The 16,549-nt window shown below is 48.1% G+C and carries 18 protein-coding genes; 9 read left to right on the top strand and 9 right to left on the bottom strand.

The genetic code is table 11. The features are described from left to right. Position 1: 1 nt before the first annotated feature. Both MHM89_RS16600 and MHM89_RS16595 read right to left on the bottom strand, forming a co-directional pair. A complete protein-coding gene (locus tag MHM89_RS16600; RefSeq protein WP_239409281.1) occupies positions 2-1,156 on the bottom strand; it encodes an iron-containing alcohol dehydrogenase in 1,155 nt (384 codons plus the stop codon). A gap of 12 nt (positions 1,157-1,168) precedes the next feature. Then, a complete protein-coding gene (locus MHM89_RS16595; RefSeq protein WP_239409280.1) occupies positions 1,169-2,023 on the bottom strand; it encodes a type 1 glutamine amidotransferase domain-containing protein in 855 nt (284 codons plus the stop codon). Between the two features lie 103 nt (positions 2,024-2,126). Here MHM89_RS16595 and MHM89_RS16590 point away from each other — a divergent pair, with 103 nt between their 5' ends. The 3 genes from MHM89_RS16590 (at position 2,127) to MHM89_RS16580 (ending at position 4,956) form a co-directional block, all read left to right on the top strand. Further along, on the top strand, positions 2,127-3,035 hold the full coding sequence (locus tag MHM89_RS16590) for a LysR family transcriptional regulator (protein ID WP_045979389.1): 909 nt from the start codon (positions 2,127-2,129) through the stop codon (positions 3,033-3,035). A 71-nt stretch (positions 3,036-3,106) separates the two neighbouring features. Next, on the top strand, positions 3,107-4,639 hold the full coding sequence (locus MHM89_RS16585; RefSeq protein ID WP_138548802.1) for a carbon-nitrogen hydrolase family protein: 1,533 nt from the start codon (positions 3,107-3,109) through the stop codon (positions 4,637-4,639). Beyond that, on the top strand, positions 4,639-4,956 hold the full coding sequence (locus MHM89_RS16580) for a multidrug efflux SMR transporter (RefSeq protein WP_022945006.1): 318 nt from the start codon (positions 4,639-4,641) through the stop codon (positions 4,954-4,956). Before MHM89_RS16585 ends, MHM89_RS16580 begins: the two co-directional genes overlap by 1 nt. Here MHM89_RS16580 and MHM89_RS16575 read toward each other — a convergent pair. Then, positions 4,953-5,420, bottom strand: a complete 468-nt coding sequence (locus MHM89_RS16575) for a hypothetical protein (protein WP_239409279.1) — start codon at positions 5,418-5,420, stop codon at positions 4,953-4,955. The genes MHM89_RS16580 and MHM89_RS16575 overlap by 4 nt on opposite strands. Before the next feature lie 575 nt (positions 5,421-5,995). On the opposite strand from MHM89_RS16575, the gene MHM89_RS16570 reads away from it, so the two are divergent. Then, positions 5,996-6,172: a hypothetical protein gene (locus MHM89_RS16570; protein WP_239409278.1), complete on the top strand. Its 177-nt coding sequence runs from the start codon at positions 5,996-5,998 to the stop codon at positions 6,170-6,172. A gap of 97 nt (positions 6,173-6,269) precedes the next feature. On the opposite strand, the gene MHM89_RS16565 is transcribed toward MHM89_RS16570, so the two are convergent. The 3 genes from MHM89_RS16565 to MHM89_RS16555 all read right to left on the bottom strand — a co-directional run bounded on the left by MHM89_RS16565 (position 6,270) and on the right by MHM89_RS16555 (position 9,306). Then, positions 6,270-7,142 (bottom strand): DMT family transporter, encoded by an 873-nt coding sequence (locus MHM89_RS16565; RefSeq protein WP_239409277.1) that lies wholly within the window; start codon positions 7,140-7,142, stop codon positions 6,270-6,272. A gap of 175 nt (positions 7,143-7,317) precedes the next feature. Further along, complete coding sequence (locus tag MHM89_RS16560) at positions 7,318-8,442, bottom strand: DUF4785 domain-containing protein (protein ID WP_239409276.1); 1,125 nt, start codon at positions 8,440-8,442, stop codon at positions 7,318-7,320. 9 nt (positions 8,443-8,451) lie between these two features. Next, a complete protein-coding gene (locus MHM89_RS16555) occupies positions 8,452-9,306 on the bottom strand; it encodes a hypothetical protein (RefSeq protein ID WP_239409275.1) in 855 nt (284 codons plus the stop codon). 226 nt (positions 9,307-9,532) lie between these two features. Here MHM89_RS16555 and MHM89_RS16550 point away from each other — a divergent pair, with 226 nt between their 5' ends. Next, complete coding sequence (locus MHM89_RS16550; protein WP_138510013.1) at positions 9,533-9,916, top strand: MAPEG family protein; 384 nt, start codon at positions 9,533-9,535, stop codon at positions 9,914-9,916. 79 nt (positions 9,917-9,995) lie between these two features. Here the strand turns inward: MHM89_RS16550 and MHM89_RS16545 are convergent, their stop codons facing one another. The 3 genes from MHM89_RS16545 to MHM89_RS16535 form a co-directional block, all read right to left on the bottom strand. Then, the gene (locus MHM89_RS16545; RefSeq protein WP_239409274.1) at positions 9,996-11,195 is read right to left on the bottom strand and encodes a TonB family protein; all 1,200 of its coding nucleotides are present in this window, start codon (positions 11,193-11,195) and stop codon (positions 9,996-9,998) included. Position 11,196: 1 nt separating this feature from the next. Next, on the bottom strand, positions 11,197-11,574 hold the full coding sequence (locus MHM89_RS16540) for a BlaI/MecI/CopY family transcriptional regulator (protein WP_022945014.1): 378 nt from the start codon (positions 11,572-11,574) through the stop codon (positions 11,197-11,199). 61 nt (positions 11,575-11,635) lie between these two features. Then, the gene (locus MHM89_RS16535) at positions 11,636-12,334 is read right to left on the bottom strand and encodes an RNA pseudouridine synthase (protein WP_239409273.1); all 699 of its coding nucleotides are present in this window, start codon (positions 12,332-12,334) and stop codon (positions 11,636-11,638) included. Between the two features lie 100 nt (positions 12,335-12,434). Here MHM89_RS16535 and MHM89_RS16530 point away from each other — a divergent pair, with 100 nt between their 5' ends. The 4 genes from MHM89_RS16530 to MHM89_RS16515 all read left to right on the top strand — a co-directional run bounded on the left by MHM89_RS16530 (position 12,435) and on the right by MHM89_RS16515 (position 16,491). After that, complete coding sequence (locus MHM89_RS16530; RefSeq protein WP_239409272.1) at positions 12,435-12,740, top strand: DUF6482 family protein; 306 nt, start codon at positions 12,435-12,437, stop codon at positions 12,738-12,740. A 128-nt stretch (positions 12,741-12,868) separates the two neighbouring features. Next, on the top strand, positions 12,869-14,350 hold the full coding sequence (locus MHM89_RS16525) for an FMN-binding glutamate synthase family protein (RefSeq protein ID WP_239409271.1): 1,482 nt from the start codon (positions 12,869-12,871) through the stop codon (positions 14,348-14,350). A gap of 96 nt (positions 14,351-14,446) precedes the next feature. Beyond that, on the top strand, positions 14,447-16,147 hold the full coding sequence (locus MHM89_RS16520) for an alkaline phosphatase D family protein (protein ID WP_239409270.1): 1,701 nt from the start codon (positions 14,447-14,449) through the stop codon (positions 16,145-16,147). A 104-nt stretch (positions 16,148-16,251) separates the two neighbouring features. Then, positions 16,252-16,491, top strand: a complete 240-nt coding sequence (locus MHM89_RS16515) for a VF530 family protein (RefSeq protein ID WP_239409269.1) — start codon at positions 16,252-16,254, stop codon at positions 16,489-16,491. The last annotated feature ends 58 nt before the right edge of the window (positions 16,492-16,549 follow it).

Genomic DNA, 16,549 nt, shown 5'->3' with positions numbered 1-16,549 from the left:
CTTAGCGTGCCAGTTCGAGAATGGACTGGGCAACTTGAGGGGTAATATCACCGTGTTCGCCGAGTTCATGCAAACCATTGCGGCGCAGGTTCTCAGCTGCTTCGCTAGCCGCTTGGCTATCTAATCCGTAATCACCGAGGCGGGTTTTCACCCCCATCTGCTCGAAGAAATCTTGCACCGCTTTGATGGTGGCATCGATGAGTGCCTCTTCATCGGCATTCTCTAGAGCGAAGACACGCCGTCCTAGCTGCATGATTTTCTCACGCTTTTGCTCTTTTTTCACAAACATTAGCGCCGGTAGCACAATGGCCAAAGTTTGTGCGTGGTCGAGGTTATAAAGCGCTGTCAGCTCATGGCCTATCATGTGCGTGGCCCAATCTTGCGGCACGCCTTTACCAATCAAGCCATTAAGTGCCATGGTTGCTGACCACATGATATTAGCCCGTACAGCGTAATCATGCGGTGTACTTAGCGCTTGCGGGCCCTGCTCAATAAGAGTCGACAAAATGCCCTCGGCAAAACGGTCCTGCAGCGGCGCGTTCACCGGGTAGGTTAAGTACTGTTCAATCACATGGACAAAGGCATCAACGACACCATTAGCCACTTGCCGAGTGGGCAGCGAATAGGTGTAAGTTGGGTCTAACACCGCAAATTGGGGTTGCACTAAAGGCGAGCCAAATGCGCGCTTTTGCTGTGTGGCCTTTTTGGTAACCACCGAATTACCGTTACTTTCCGACCCCGTGGCCGGCAGCGTAAGCACGGCGCCAATAGGCAGCGCCCTTGTTACCTCAGCCCCTTCAACGAGAATATCCCAACCATCGCCAGGATAGTTTGCTGCTGCGGCAATATATTTCGCTCCATCGATCACGCTGCCACCGCCAACGGCAAGAATAAAGTTGATATCTTGTTCTTTGACCACTTGCAGAGCCTCACTGAGAGTTTCATAGGTGGGGTTAGGCTCCACTCCGGCGAACTCAACAAATTCGAACCCGGCAAGGGCGGCGACGACATCGTCATAAACGCTGTTTTTCTTAATCGAGCCGCCACCGTATAGCAATAAGATCTTGTCATTGCTATTAAGGCGCTCGGCGATAAGCTTGCTTTGGCCTTCGCCAAAGAGGATCTCTGTGGTGTTTTTAAATTCAAAGTTTAACATGGTGTTACTACCCTACTGGCTACGTTGACGCAATGCGGAAATAAGTGCATCGGCAAGTTTGTTATCGGAAAAAGGGTTTTGCGCGGTGATCAGCTCTCTATCAACCACTACATTAGGTTGCCATTTGTCGGCAAAGCTCATATCGCCACCGGCTTGGGCCATGGCTTTGGCTGGATAATAACGTAGCTTTTTACCTGCCAACGAGGCTTCAAAGCTGGCTTCCTCGGGGTTTGAGAAAATAGTCATACGGTAACCATCATAGAGCCAGTCTGTGGCTGACGCGTTTTGCCCAGAGACAATCTTTTGCTCGTAAGCGCTGGGGTTTTGCTGTGCTGATAACAGCGCGATAGGCCCGTGGCAAATAGCCGCTGTTGGTTTCTGCTGACGATGAAAGTGCGCCAAAATGGTGCCTACTTCTGGGTTATTGGCCAAATCTATCAAAGGTGCGTGGCCACCAGGAATGAATACGCCGCTGTACTGGTCTAGGCCGTTGCTGATCACTTGCGTGAGGCTCAAGGTGTCGTTAATGCCATCTAAGTTCGCCACAACCTTTTCAATACGTACCATTTCTTGTTCATTACCCCCAAAGTACATGGCTTTGACCGAGTTTTCATCTACTTGTGGGGCGTTCCCTTTCGGTGTTGCAAGCACCAAGTCATAGCCCGCTTTTTGTAACTTATCAGCGGGTACGCCAAATTCATTGAGGTAATACCCTGTTTCATAGGTACTGCCATCGGCGAGGGTCATTTGCGTTTCACTGGAGAGCAGCACCAGCACTTGCTCTGCATTGCTATTGGCGCTAACGGTCGCCGTGGTTACTAAGGTCGCCACGGTGGCGATTAGGGTGGTAATTGATTTGATGCGCATACTTGCTCCAATCAAGTTTAGGATGAGACAAGTATAGCGGAGGGCTATAATAAGCAGAATTCAGTTTAATTTGGGTTAGGTATAAAATATCTGATATCAATTTATGTCTTACTTTGTGCAATTACGAACCTTCGTTGAAGTCTATCGCTGTTTGAATATCTCTCGAGCGGCGAAAAATCTGGGGCTATCACAGCCGGCGGCGACAGCGCATATTCAAACAGTGGAGTCGGCCGTGGGAAAATCGCTCTTTACGCGCCGTCATCGCGGGGTTGAGCCGACCAACATAGCGCATGAGTTGGCGGCCCAGTTGGGCAGCCATTTCGATGCCATAGAACAAAAAATGGCGTCAACGCGCAGTCGCTCTACCGATGTGCAAGGAACCATTACCCTCGCCGGGCCCGCCGAATACATTAGTTACGTGGCCTCCGCGCAGCTTGCAAATCTATTGCAGGGGGGCAATGTAACGGTCACCATCTTGCCCGGTAACCGCGAGCAAATTTATTCGGCATTGGACAGTGGCAATGCCGATTTAGCGATCACCGCCTCATTACCCGATAGTAAGGTTTATGACTATCAGGTGCTCGATAGTGAGAGGCTGATGCTGGTTGCACACCGCTTGCTTGCCGACGCGCTTGCCCAAGCACCAATCGATGCCAGCGTTTTAAACACCTTGCCAGTGGTGAGCTACGACGCTCAGCTACCGCTTATTCGAGAATATTTTGATGTGATTTTTAAAGCTCACTGTCGCTCGCCAATCGTAGCGACCTGCCCTGATATTCGTGCCCTGGCAGGGATTGTGCGCACCGGCGTGGGTTATTCGGTGTTGCCGGACTACTTGTGTCATGACGATATTCGCAGCGGACGTTTGGTGCAGTTGGGCCCCGAGGGACCGGAAAACAATATTTATTTGGCCTGGCGTAAAGGCGCGTTGGCACATCCTAGAGTTAACTATGCGCGAGATATTATGATGGCGTTTTCCAACATTAATCGCTACGCATTTCATCGCGAATAAGTGTATTGGCTCTTTTGTTTTGCCTGCACTAACACCACAATAGAGTTTTACAGTGCCCATGGGAGGGAATGATGTCGGTAGAAAAAACCCGCTTAGCCATTTGTAATCTGACCAAAGAGCAATACCCACAGATTAAAACACTGATGGACGAAGCTTACCCCGATTTAGGTGGTGCCTGGCCTAGCCACACGATTTTCCGTTTGATTGACCAGTTTCCTGAAGGGCAAATTGGCATTGTTGATGATGAGCAGTTAGTAGGCATCGCCCTCAGTGTGCAGGTCGACTATGCGCGCTTCTCTAACCCTCATACCTATGATGATATCGTCGATGGCCATGACCGAGTGTTTAGCGACCCTAATGGCGATGCATTGTACGGCTTAGATGTGGCGATTGCCGCGAGTCACCGAGGCATGCGTTTAGGAAGACGTTTGTATGATGCGCGTAAAGAGCTATGCCGGCAGTATAACTTAAGGGCTATTTTAGCCGGAGGTCGTATACCGCTCTATCACAACTACCGCGCCCAGATGTCGCCTATGGAATACATCGAAAAAGTGGATAGGAAAGAGGTGTATGACCCAATCCTCAGCTTTCAGCTTGCCAACGACTTTCAGGTCAAGCGGCTGTTAAAAAAGTACCTGCCAGAGGATGAAGAGTCGGTGGGTTATGCCACCTTATTGGAGTGGAATAATATTCTCTTTGAGCCTACGGATACAGTTATTGAAAGCACCAAGTCGATTGTTCGTGTGGGTGCGGTGCAATGGCAGATGCGCAGTGTTGAAAGTGTCGATGAGCTGCTTAAGCAAGTGGAGTATTTTGTCGATACTGTTTCCGATTACCAAAGTGATTTCATCCTCTTCCCTGAGTTTTTCAATATGCCGTTGATGGGCATACAAGAACATCGCAGCCAGACCGAGGCGATTCGCTTTTTAGCTGAGTATACCAGCACGCTCGTTGATGCGATGTCGCGTATGGCGGTGGAGTACAACGCCAATATTATCACAGGCTCAATGCCGGTTGCTGAGAATGACACTATTTATAATGTCAGTTACCTGTGCCATCGCAGTGGTAAAGTGGATGAACAACGCAAAATCCATATTACACCTCATGAGGCCAATGATTGGGTGATCCAAGGCGGTGATACAATAGCGGTATTTGACACTGATGCCGGACGAGTAGGAATTCAGATTTGCTACGACGTAGAGTTTCCCGAACTGGCGCGTATTCTAGCCGAGCAGGGGCTAGATATTCTCTTTGTACCCTTTTGGACTGATACCAAAAACAGCTACTTACGCGTGCGCCATTGTGCCCAAGCGCGCGCCATTGAAAATGAATGCTATGTAGTCATCGCAGGCAGTGTGGGTAATTTACCGGAAGTGGAAAGTTTAGACGTGCAGTACTCGCAAGCTGCGGTATTAACGCCATCGGATTTTTCTTTTCCTCATGATGCTTGCTTGAACGAAGCCACGCCTAACACTGAAATGTTGTTGTTCTCTGATCTTGATATGGATAAGTTGAAAATTCTCCACAGTGAAGGCACAGTGCGCAACCTTAAGGATCGTCGCGATGATCTGTACCAAGTAAAGTTAGTTAAAGGAGCCTCTTAATGGCGTGGTTGTATTTGATTTGCGCAGGGTTATTTGAAATTGGTTGGCCAGTGGGGTTAAAACTGGCTCAGGAGCCACAAACGCGCTGGTTAGGGATAGCCATGGCAATTGTATTTATGGGTGTTAGTGGCTTTTTACTTTGGCTGGCGCAAAAGACCATTCCCATTGGCACAGCCTATGCGGTTTGGACAGGCATAGGCGCCGCAGGCACCTTCTTGGTTGGGGTGTTCTTCTACGGCGATAGCTCATCATTAATGCGTTATTTCGGCGTGTTATTGATTATCGCTGGAGTGATTACCTTAAAGGTGGCGAACTAAGGGTAGGTGACGGTGATTAAATCACCGTCGACCACACACTTAAAAATTTTATCATTTATCCATTGTTGGCTTACCATATAAGTGCTTGCGCCCACCTCCTCTTGAGTGGCGACGACATCCTTATCGATATGCAGTAACTCGCCACTACTAGGTAATAGCATTGACATCCAACCATATTCCTCTGGGGTACCTAGGTGTAAAACCCAAAATAGCCTCGCTTCTTGCCAAAACATATAAGTGTATTCGCTGCCTTCGCGGTAGTGAGCAACATAAAAGTGGTGCTGCCCCGATAGTTCAGGTCTTCTTTGCTCGATAACTTGTAATAAGGTGGATTTAAAGTAGTTAAAGCCAGGGTTATCCGTTATGGAAGCTAGCTCTTTATCTTCAGAATGAGCCTGTGCAGTGAACATTATTAAGAGAATAACGATAAGGGTAATATAAGTGAGCTGCTTAGTTCCTTGCATGGGGTGTTCCTTTTCTATCCGTGCCCAAGAATACTACTACATACAATGGCTATTAAATAAATGAGATAAGCAATTTTGAGCCTAAAAGCGGTGCCTATACAACAGAGGCTTTCTCAATTGATCGCTGAGCTTCAATAGCGTAACTAAGCGAATGCAGAAAAGGCGGGCAGCGACAACAAGTAAGGGAAGATGCTTGCTCTCACCTTTAAAGTTAAACCAGGAGATTTAAACAACGAAGAGCTATCGCTTTTTCGCTTCGATTATTTTTCTTTTATTAAGCCAATTCGTTAGTGCTTCTGATTGCCTCGCTATCAAAGTTACTAAGCCTATTGAAGTTGTTAATAACCAAGCCGATGTGGACTTTACTCAGGTAAAGCTTCTCCATAAAGATAAATCAGGAATTTGCTTGCCGACCCAAGACACCTATATTCTCAGTTACAATGAGAATAACATGCCGTTTTTGGCTGCCAGGATACAAGGGCACACACCGAGTATCACTTTCGTGAATAAAAACGGTGTTGATTATGCGCTCGTGAAGTATTACTCGGGGAACAAACTGCTGGTTTTGAAAGGGTTTGTGTAAACATTCTAGTCTGGAAGCGATCGACGACTTTACACTGACGAGTAATATCAGCCGCATAGAAGTGAGTGATACAGATATCACCGTCTATAATTCAGAGCGTCATGAAGACGATGTCACAACAACGTCGACTACCTTTGGCTTCGATATATCGGGTACGTTTATTAAGTAGTCGACATAGATGTTTTGGCTCGGCATTTACCTACATGCGTGTTGAGCCTATACCGCGTGGCAATATACAGCGCGATGTGAGTACATATAACCCGCTGTTATCCCCACATCACTGCAATTGCTGCTATAGCAATCAGCAGCAGGCCTAGGCTATCACGGCGTTTTACTGGCTGTTTGAGCCATAGATAGGAGATTAGCATGGTGAAAAATACCTCCACTTGGCCCAAGGTTTTTACATAGGCGACGTGCTCTAAACTCATCGCACTAAACCAGCCAATAGAACCAATGCAGCTGGTTAAGCTGATCCAAGCCGTTAGTCGCCGATATCGCCATAAGCTTAATAATGCGGGCCGATCTTTATAGCCGAGATAGGCCAGTAAAATGAGGGTTTGCAGGGTAATTACAAACAATAACACCCAAGCAGCACTATGCGGAAAGGTCAGTCCTGAACTGAGGCTCGCTTGGCGCACCCATAAAGAGGTGAGGGCGAAACTACTGCCACAGGCAAGCCCCAGCAACACCGTTGGCCCATTGAGAGCGCGTAAGCTTGGGCCCGACAACAGCATGACCGCAATGGCGCCGAGAATAACCCCAAACCAGCCCAATATCGAGAGCGTTGAGCCAAAAAATAACATACCTAAAATAGCCGCGACCAAGGCTTCGCTCTTTGCCAGCCCTGCGCCCACAGCGTAGTTGTTCATTTTGAATAACCGTACCATCAAGGCGGTGGCGAGTATTTGCATCAGCGCTGCGCCAACGACGTAGTAGAGTAAGGTCGGTGATGGGGTGATCAGTTGGGTTGGTTGGACTTGGTAAAGCACAGCAAGATAAACACCAGCGAGTGGGCCGGCAACGATAAACCGTGCGAGGGTGACCGCAAGGCTGGAGGTATGGCAGCTCAGCTGGCTCTGCAGAGCGTTGCGCCAGCTTTGCGAAAAGGCCGCTAACAATGTCAACAACACCCAAGCCATGAATTCAACCAACAAGAAAAACTTTAAGTTATCATGATGTTGTAGCGTTGGCGAATGAGGAAATTAGATACTCATTATTAACCAAGGTAATAACTACCCCAAGGTACTTGTAGGCGTAGGTAGGATAAACCCAATACCAAGCCAAGCCTGATATTGGGTGCATATCATCGTGCGCTTAAAACCCGGCTACCGGGCCTTTAACAAACTTCTGGGTGGGGGTGAATTTCAGCATCCGAGTGTGGTCACTTAACTCAACATCCACCAACTTGAATGGCCCCGTTGCCGCTGTGGCAACATCGAAAGGCAGGGTAAAGGTATCAACACCTTTTATCGCTTTCGCGACCTCGACAGTAGCCAGCTTGGTTGCCTTACCTGCTACCATTCCTTGCAGCGTAGCGCGAATAGCGTAACGGCCTTCATCACTCACATTCACCGGTACGCTGGCTTGGAAACGGTTATTACCGAGCGCACTTACTTTTGCGGTTTTCATGGTAATAGTGTCTTTACTATACACAAAAGGCAGTTTTATGGTGCGTTTAACCTGTTGGCCGTTAATGTTTACTGTGGTGTCGGCTTCTATTTCATAAAATCCTTGCGCCGCTCCTACATGCTGTAACGGCTGGCTGAAAATCACTTTACCATTGGCGTACCGAGCAGATAGTTGTTCATTCACCGGGCTGTGAACGCGCAGCGAAACATTGTTGGCAGCCGTGCTAGCGTTGCCCTGCTGCGCCATAGATAAATCCATAGCAAGAGAACGCTGTTGTTCATCGACCCTGAAATCAGCTTCGGCTTTAAGTGCATAGGGCGAACCTTTCTCTACCACATGCACTAAGTATTGGTCATCGTCACCCAGTGGCTGAGTACTTTGTAGCATCGGTTTGCCCTGCGCACTGACATTTTTGAGCTGAATGGCAACACTGCCATCTTTAAAGCCCGCTTGGTGCATTTTTTGCTGCGCGGCTATGCTTTTTAGCGCCAGTGTGGCGTTGCTTTTTGCATCTCGCAGTTGCAGTTTATCCATTTGCAATTGTTGCGGTTTAATCACTGCGCCGCTGTCAAAACGCGCTTTTGGCGCAACGCGGATGAGGTGCTCGGCTTGGGTGACGTGCACAGCCACACCTTGTTTAAGCTCTCGACCACTGACCGTTTGCCAGTATTCATGGCTGCTTTTTGTTAACTGTTGCAAGCTGGTGTTGTCGCCTTGATATACATTAGGCCACTGATATATGGTTTGTTCATTGGCCATTGCGGCGCTGGTCATCATCGCCAGAGCACTCAGGGTTATTGTGTATTTCATGTCTGGCTCCTATATTCTGTTTTTCAGCATATCGCCCAGGCCAAAGCAGTCGCGACGACTTTGCTGGTGGCTTAGTGGCTCTCTGCCACGGGTGCGTGATTTATCGGTAAACCATACTGAGCCCGCTAGAGCTTGAGAACTGCACTCTAAAAAACCATCGGAACAGTCATCTAACCAGTTTTGCGTGACCTCTAGGCCAACTTGATTTTGATAACCACCGCAATAACTATCCGAATCCCACACCGCAGATTCAACGTCGCTGCCGATCACGGTTTCAAAACGTGAGGGGAGGGTTGGGCGATTCGGTGTACCTTTTAACCACTCGGCATTATAAGCAGCCATCCAAGATACTTGCTGTTGTTTTACTGCGTCATTGCCGTAGCCGAGGATCCAACCTAACCCTTGTTCAAAGGTGTTACCGGCAATCACCGCATCGGCCAAAGGGGTGCCGCCACTGGAAGGGGCCAAGGCGATGGTGTGATTGACTTTATTGATGATACTTGGGTAACGGCTATCCCACGTGGGGTTGGAGAGGATCCAACGCACGACATTGCCGCCGTTTGAATGAGTGATCAGCGTTAAGTCAGTAATATTTTTGTTGGCAATAAAGCTGTTTAATGAGTCGGCTAGGCAACCTGCGGCGCCTTCGGCCCACATAAACTGCTCAAAGTCACAATTAATCACCGTAAAGTTATTGGGGTTGGCAATGCCTTGGCGAACCTTATCAACAAAACCACTGGTCCAGTAGTCGTTATAGGCATCGCTTTGCTGGCCTGTGCCGTGAATGAAGGCAACGCCCTCAGTTGCAAAAACGCCTTGGCTCATTCCGAGCGTAAGCGCGAGAGAGATTAGTTTTATTTTCATGTGTGTTCCTGTTGATTGTTATTTCCATCAGGGGAGAGGTGTGACCTCCGATCAGAAAATAGACTAAAGAGGTACAATTGCAAGCTGAAATTTACAATTATTTAACCTTGGTGTCTGTTTTAGGGGCTAAAATAGGAGCTGTGATGCGTAAAAAACAATAACCTAGCACCGGGCGTATCATTGGATTAGGGTAGTACCAAGCCTGTGGCCTTTAAAAGGAACGATTATGAGTGTATTAGTTGTGTGTGCGTTGATCGCCTGTGTGTTACCTATACTTGCCAAAGCGCCGCTCGCTTGGGCGCAGAACCAGCAAGGGGGGTACGATAATCGCCACCCTAGGGCGCAACAACACGCACTTACCGGCTTTGGCGCAAGAGCATTAGCAGCGCACCAAAATAGCTTCGAGTCCCTGATTATTTTTGCTGTGGCATTAGCTGTGGTGATTGGCGCCAATAAACAAGCCGCAGTTATGGATACCTTAGCTATCAGCTATATTGTTGCGCGGGTGTTGTACTGTCTTTGCTATTGGTTTGATTTACACTTGTTGCGCTCATTAATTTGGGCGGTTTCCTATGCCTGTCCCATTGCTATGATCGCACTGAGTATTTAGCACTTTTCTGGTGTTAACGAAAAACACAAAGCAAGCACCTAATTTAAGGGGCTTGCTTTGTGTTTTTGTTGGTCGCGAATTAGTGCGAAGTGACGTTAATGCGCTCGGTTAAATCAGGCAATTGCACGTCGTTGCTGAGTTTGAAATCAAGTTGCACTAGGTGCTCATGCTCAGGATCCGAATAAGGCTGGTACTGCCATTGTTCAAGCGCGCGTACCGCCTCTTTGTCAAACACTTGGGCCGGCTGTGATTTCACCACCGTGACATTGTTCACCGAACCATCTTGCGCAATTTGGAATCGCAAAACCACAGAACCGGAAATGTTTTGTTCCGCAGCCTCAATTGGGTACTTTGGTTCTATGCGCATCACTGCTTGCGGTTGGTCGGTTTTGTCTTGATTGTGCCCTTCACCTGCTTGTGTTGTGGCAATCAGCGTTAGGCTCGCGAATGCGAGTAAAATACTCAGTGCTTTAGCGACGATATGACCCCGATTCGCCGATTGCATATTATGTAAGCGTTGTAACATCATGTTTTTATCTCCGTAGTATGAATAAGCCAAGCTGTGCAGTTGCGAACGACTCGCACACTCGACCATGGATTTGCCATACAGCAAGCGCTGTGTGGCCGATTTGTTTGCCAATACCAGTTCATCGCAGGCCAGCTCTTGGGTGCGTCTTAAGCTGAAGTATCCTAGCCATGTTAGTGGGTTGAACCACATTAAAATCACACAACCTAACGCAGCGGCATTAATGATGTTGTCATGGCGTCTTAGGTGCACATGCTCATGTTCAATCATCAAAGCCAAGGTGTCGGGGTTATGCTGTGTTACCAAATAGCTAGGTAGCACAATACGTGGCCTTAAAAAGCCGATAAGCATGGGGGAGCTTATTTTTGTGCTCTCGTAAATAGGTAGTGATGCATTACTTACGGTGCCAGTGCTGGTCAGTTTAGCGCCTATGCGGCGTTGGAACTGTGCATGCTGCAAGAAAACACCTAGCAATAACACTGTGACCACTAACCAATAAGCGATTTCCCAATTCATGCTAACCTGCGTACTCGCTTGCTGCAGAGGCGTCACGATGTAACTGTTTAGCACTGTGGGTGATGCCACTGATTGGCTGAGCTCAACATGGTGCGCGATGAGCGCTGCAGGAACCACAAGCCACAGGCCATATATAAAACGGGCGGTCAATGATTTAAGGGCATAGCGCTCAACAATAACAAGTGTTATTAACAACGCAGAGAGCCAAGCTTGTTGGGCGATGATCCAGGCAAACATATTACTTTCCTTGTTGGTCTTCCCACTCTTTTATAACGGCTTTGAGTTCGTTGATATCTTGCTGTGACAGTTGCTCTGTTTTCGCAAAACCGCTGACTAATGGCGCAATACGGCCACTGAAAAATCGTTGTATTAGGCTTTTACTTTGCTTGAGGGTATATTCCTCGCGGCCAATTGTGGGTGTGTAACTGTATAAACGGCCCTGTTTTTCAAAGCTGACCGCCTGTTTTTTTACTAGTCGGCCTAACAGCGTTTTTATGGTTTTTTCATGCCACTGGGTGTCGTCGCTCAGGCGTGCAACCACCTCGCTGGCTTTCGCTGGGTGGCCTTGCCAAAGGGCTTCCATAACGGCAAATTCGGCTTTCGACAACTCGATCATAGTATTGCTCACAAATGTAATTCTTAAATTAAAGATTACACTTGTAGTCAATGTCGTCAAGTTATTTTTGTAATCCGTACACCTGCTCCGCTGTCAGTGCTTGAAAATGGTGTTCGTTGATCAGCTCGGGTTGCAGTACATAGTCTCCTATACGCACACGCATAAGGTCGATAACCCGGTAGCCGCAGTGCTTCGCCATTTTACGAATTTGCCGATTAAGCCCTTGGGTTAGGATGATTTTAAAGCGAGTTGTTGAAAGAGGTTCGCAAACACAGGGACGCGTCGTGTGTTCGCCCAGAGTAATGCCACTGCGCATTTGCACAAAAAACTCGGGGTTTAATGGTTTATCAACTTCAACCCAATACTCTTTTTGATGCGCAAAGTCGGGGTGTGAGAGGCGTTGGCACAGCGCACCATCATTGGTCAGTATCAGTAACCCGCGTGAGTCTTTATCAAGGCGACCAACCGGGTAAACACGGGGCCCTGCTGGGAGGTGATGAATAAGACTATGAGGGTTGTGTGATTGCAGCTTGCAATCAATGCCCACTGGTTTGTGATAAGCAAAATAACGTTTCGGCGCCAGTCCCAGCACTTCCTCGCCATCCACGGTGATATGGTCATAGGGACTGACATGGGTAATGTGTCGCGCCAAGGCACCGTTGACTCTCACTCGCTCGGCGGTAATCAGTCTTGAGGCTTGTCGGCGTGAGCAAACACCAGCATGAGATAAAAACTTAGCGACACGAATAGGCGGTGACATGATTATTACTGTAACTAACGGACAAGGCCATCATAGCATGCTTTAATCGCCATGGCCTTTGCTTACGTATAGCTTTAAACCTTAATGTTTGGAGCAAATCATGGGTATCGACTTTACTAACCTGCAGCATCATCAACCGATTCAAAAAGTAGTGATCCACTCATTGGATATGGCGTTGTATCAAGTATCGGTAGTAATCAACAATATTGAATACTATGTCAAAGACCCTCGAGGCGAGATTCTCAAAGCCAATAGCCCATTGCATATTCAAAAGCTGTTCGATGATATTGCCTATCACTCCATGGTACTGCGCCATAGCAGTGCTAACGATGAAATGTGCGGTCAGCCGACTCGCCAACAAGATAACACTTTAGAAGTGCCCTACGGCAAAAACGGTTACTACTAATGGTGCTGCGTACTTTTGTTTCAATCGCTGTACTCTAGGTAGAAAGAAAATAACCCTATTAACAGTCTGGTCAATTGCCTCACTATATGTAAATCTGCATAGCATTAGGGACAACAAGGGGTTAGCTGATGAGCGACTTTTTCATTTACGCCATCGACTTTTTGACCAGTCTGTTTTTACTGGCGTTGGGCATCATCGTACTGGTGGTGATTTATTTTTATATTGTTGATGTTAATCAGAACAAGCATGCAATTCGTCGAAACTATCCAGTAATTGGTCGGTTTCGTTATTTTTTCGAGCGCCAAGGCGAGTTTTTTCGGCAATATTTCTTCGCCATGGACCGCGAGGAAATGCCGTTCAACCGTGCCGAGCGCAGCTGGGTATACAAAGCTGCGAAAAATGTTGATCGCACCTCCGCATTTGGCTCCACACAAAGCTTAGACCCCGCCGGCACTATTATGTTTATGAATTGTGCCTTTCCCACCTTAGAAGAAGACGCCATCGACCCTGAGCCGATTGTGCTCGGTGAGCAATCTCGCCACCCCTACACCGCGAAGGCGGTGTTTAATATCTCTGGCATGAGTTATGGCGCTTTATCTAAACGCGCCGTGTTGGCGCTATCGCGCGGAGCCCGTCAAGCAGGGTGTTGGATGAATACTGGTGAGGGGGGATTGAGCCCCTATCACCTTGAGGGTGGCGCCGATATTGTCTTTCAAATTGGCACCGCCAAATATGGGGTGCGTGATGAGCATGGCCAGCTCAGTGATCATAAACTCAAGGAAGTGGCGGCCCACGAGCAAGTGAAAATGTTCGAGATCAAAATGAGTCAAGGTGCAAAGCCCGGTAAAGGCGGGATGTTACCTGGGGTTAAGGTCAACGCTGAAATCGCCAAAATTCGTGGTATTCCTGAGGGCAAAGACTCCATTAGCCCGAATGGACATCCGGAAATTAAAAGCGTTAGTGATTTGCTGGATATGATAAACCACGTGCGTGAGGTGACGGGGAAGCCTACGGGATTTAAAGCGGTATTAGGGGAAACTCAGTGGCTTGAGCAACTGGTGGCCCTGATTAAACAACGTGGCGAGCACAGTGCGCCAGATTTTATCACTATTGATAGCGCCGATGGTGGCACTGGCGCCGCCCCTCAACCGCTGCTGGATTCGGTTGGTTTGCCATTGAAAGAGAGCCTGCCTTGGGTGGTCGACTTGCTTGAGCGTAATGGATTACGTGGTCGTATTCGTGTCGTTGTTTCTGGCAAGTTGATTGTGCCTTCCAAAGTGGCCTGGGCGATTGCCTTGGGCGCTGACTTTGTGGTCTCGGCTCGTGGCCACATGTTTTCCTTGGGGTGTATTCAGGCGCTGCAATGCAATAAAGATACTTGTCCCACAGGGATCACCACCCATAACCCGAAACTGATGAAAGGGCTTGATGTGGTTGATAAAACTCAGCGCGTTGCGAACTACAACAAATATATTCACTATGGCATCGGTCTGATTGCTCACTCCTGTGGGGTGAATAACATACGTGGCCTGAATCGTCAGCATGTGCGCGTGGTGCAAGAAGACGGTTTGTCGCAAACCTTGGATGAGATGTACGCGCATTATAAGTAACGCGTAAAAGGGTGAGCTGCTGACTTTAACTTCTTTTTAACATTCCTTCGGTAGGCTGTTTCTTTTAAAGGAACTTTACAACTTACCGAGGATATAATGAAAAAAACATTAATTGTTATGGTGGCACTGTTCAGTAGCGCAGCCTTGGCTGAGCCCGAAGTGCACTATGAAGCGTGTAAAAAGCGCTTCAGCTATATGGGCACTGATTATCAAGGCACAACCGACAGAAATAATAGCGGTTCGCAATGGTGTTATTTACAAGAAGCCATAGACGGTGCGACATGGGGGCATGTTCGTAATGAAACTATCCCTCAATTTACCACCGTGCAGGGAGAGCGCTGCCAGACCCCTTCGCAGTATCAAGGCGAATCTTTTTATGGATGTAGCACACGCAATCACAGTGCACCTTGGTGTTATGTTGCTGATGGCAGTTGGCAAGAGTGCGCGCCAGTGCCGCCACCTGAGCTACTTAAACATACGCAGCCGCAGCAAAGTAAACGTTTAGATCGTATTGCCCTGGGTTCGTGCTTCAAAACCAAGGGCGACATGCCAGAGGCCTTGGCGCGACTGATCTCTCATCAACCCGATTTATTTTTATGGCTGGGGGATAATATTTATGCCGACACCCAAGATATGAAGGTTATGCGGCAAAAATACGACGATAAGAAGCAAAACCCGCATTATCGACAATTTTTGGCTGCACAAATCCCTGTTATGGCGACTTGGGACGATCATGACTTTGGCCGCAACAACGACGGTAAGCATTACCCCAAGCGCGAGCAAGCGCAGCAGGAGTATCTACGTCACTTCGATATCCCCGAAACTGACCCACGTTATCAGCAACAACAGGGCATATATGAAGCCAAAATGCTTGGCCCCAGCGGTGAGCGTACTCATGTGATCACCCTCGATGCACGCTACTTCCGTTCGCCCACATTTAGCCAATATGGCCAATGCGAGGGTGAGCAAAGTACCATTCTTGGCGAGCAGCAATGGCAGTGGTTAGAGCACCAGCTGCAACAACCGGCTCAAGTCACCTTAATAGCCAGTGGCATTCAAGTGCTGCCACCGTTACACCAACAACGTAGCCGCAGCAGCTATTGTGCTTATGGTGATGGCCAGGCCTTCGAGGACGCGCTCAGCAGTATGCAAGAGCAAACAATGTCAGGAACGAGTTATGAGTCTTGGGCAGAGATGCCAGCTCAACGCGCGCGACTGTTACGCTTAGTTCAGCAAGCCGTGAATGAAGGACGTACCCAAGCTGTTATTTTCTTATCGGGCGACCAACATTGGGGCGAACTGCTACAGAAAAAAATTCCCGCCAGTGCTGAGTATGGCAAAGCGGTCACAGTGTATGAGGTAACGGCCTCTGGGTTTGGGCAAAACTGGCCGTATCATATAGAAAACCCACTGCGTATGCCTATCTATGCAGATCATCAAGGCGACGGTGTTTATCGGCATCAGTGTCAACTGCCGTTTACTTACGCGGGAGTAACTTATCAAGGTTGTATTACTCGAGATCATGATAAGCCGTGGTGTTATACCGAAACCGACGCAAACGGCCAAGGCGTTGCTCAGCAATGGGGAAACTGTGCTGGCAGTGGCGCTCAGATCCCGGGTGGTGAAGTGGGCACGGTGAGCAATAATATTGGCCGCCTCAGCACGGGTAATCGCCATTTTATCAATAAATCGGGCAGCAACTATGGCATGGTTGATATTGACTGGCAGCAACGAACAATTACCTTATCCATTGAAACGGCTGACGAACAAGCGGTTTCTACCATAATAAACTTTTAGATTGAGACTAAATGATGCACAGCGGCAGTTTTCAGTCGCTGTGCATTGCGTGGTATTCTTAGCGCTATGAGGCCAATTGCGCCCTGATTAAAAGGCTAAGTACAATGGATAATCAACCCAATAACCCCCTGCATGGCGTTAAGCTGGAACAAATAGTGACTCGTCTAGTCGAGCACTATGGCTGGCAGGTGCTAGCGCAGCACATCAATATTAATAGCTTTAAGAATGAACCCTCGGTGAAATCATCGCTGAAGTTCTTACGTCGTACTCCTTGGGCGAGAGAGGAAGTAGAGCAGCTTTATATTAAAACCTTCCACACGTGGCCATACAACGTCCAACAATAATGTTATTCGTGTCTCGATAAGGATTTTGCGCAACGCGCTAAAAATAGCGTATGGTGAG

Source organism: Pseudoalteromonas sp. CNC9-20 (assembly GCF_022347875.1).
GTDB classification, from domain to species: Bacteria; Pseudomonadota; Gammaproteobacteria; order Enterobacterales; family Alteromonadaceae; genus Pseudoalteromonas; species Pseudoalteromonas ruthenica.
This window is presented reverse-complemented; position numbering and strand designations above follow the sequence as displayed.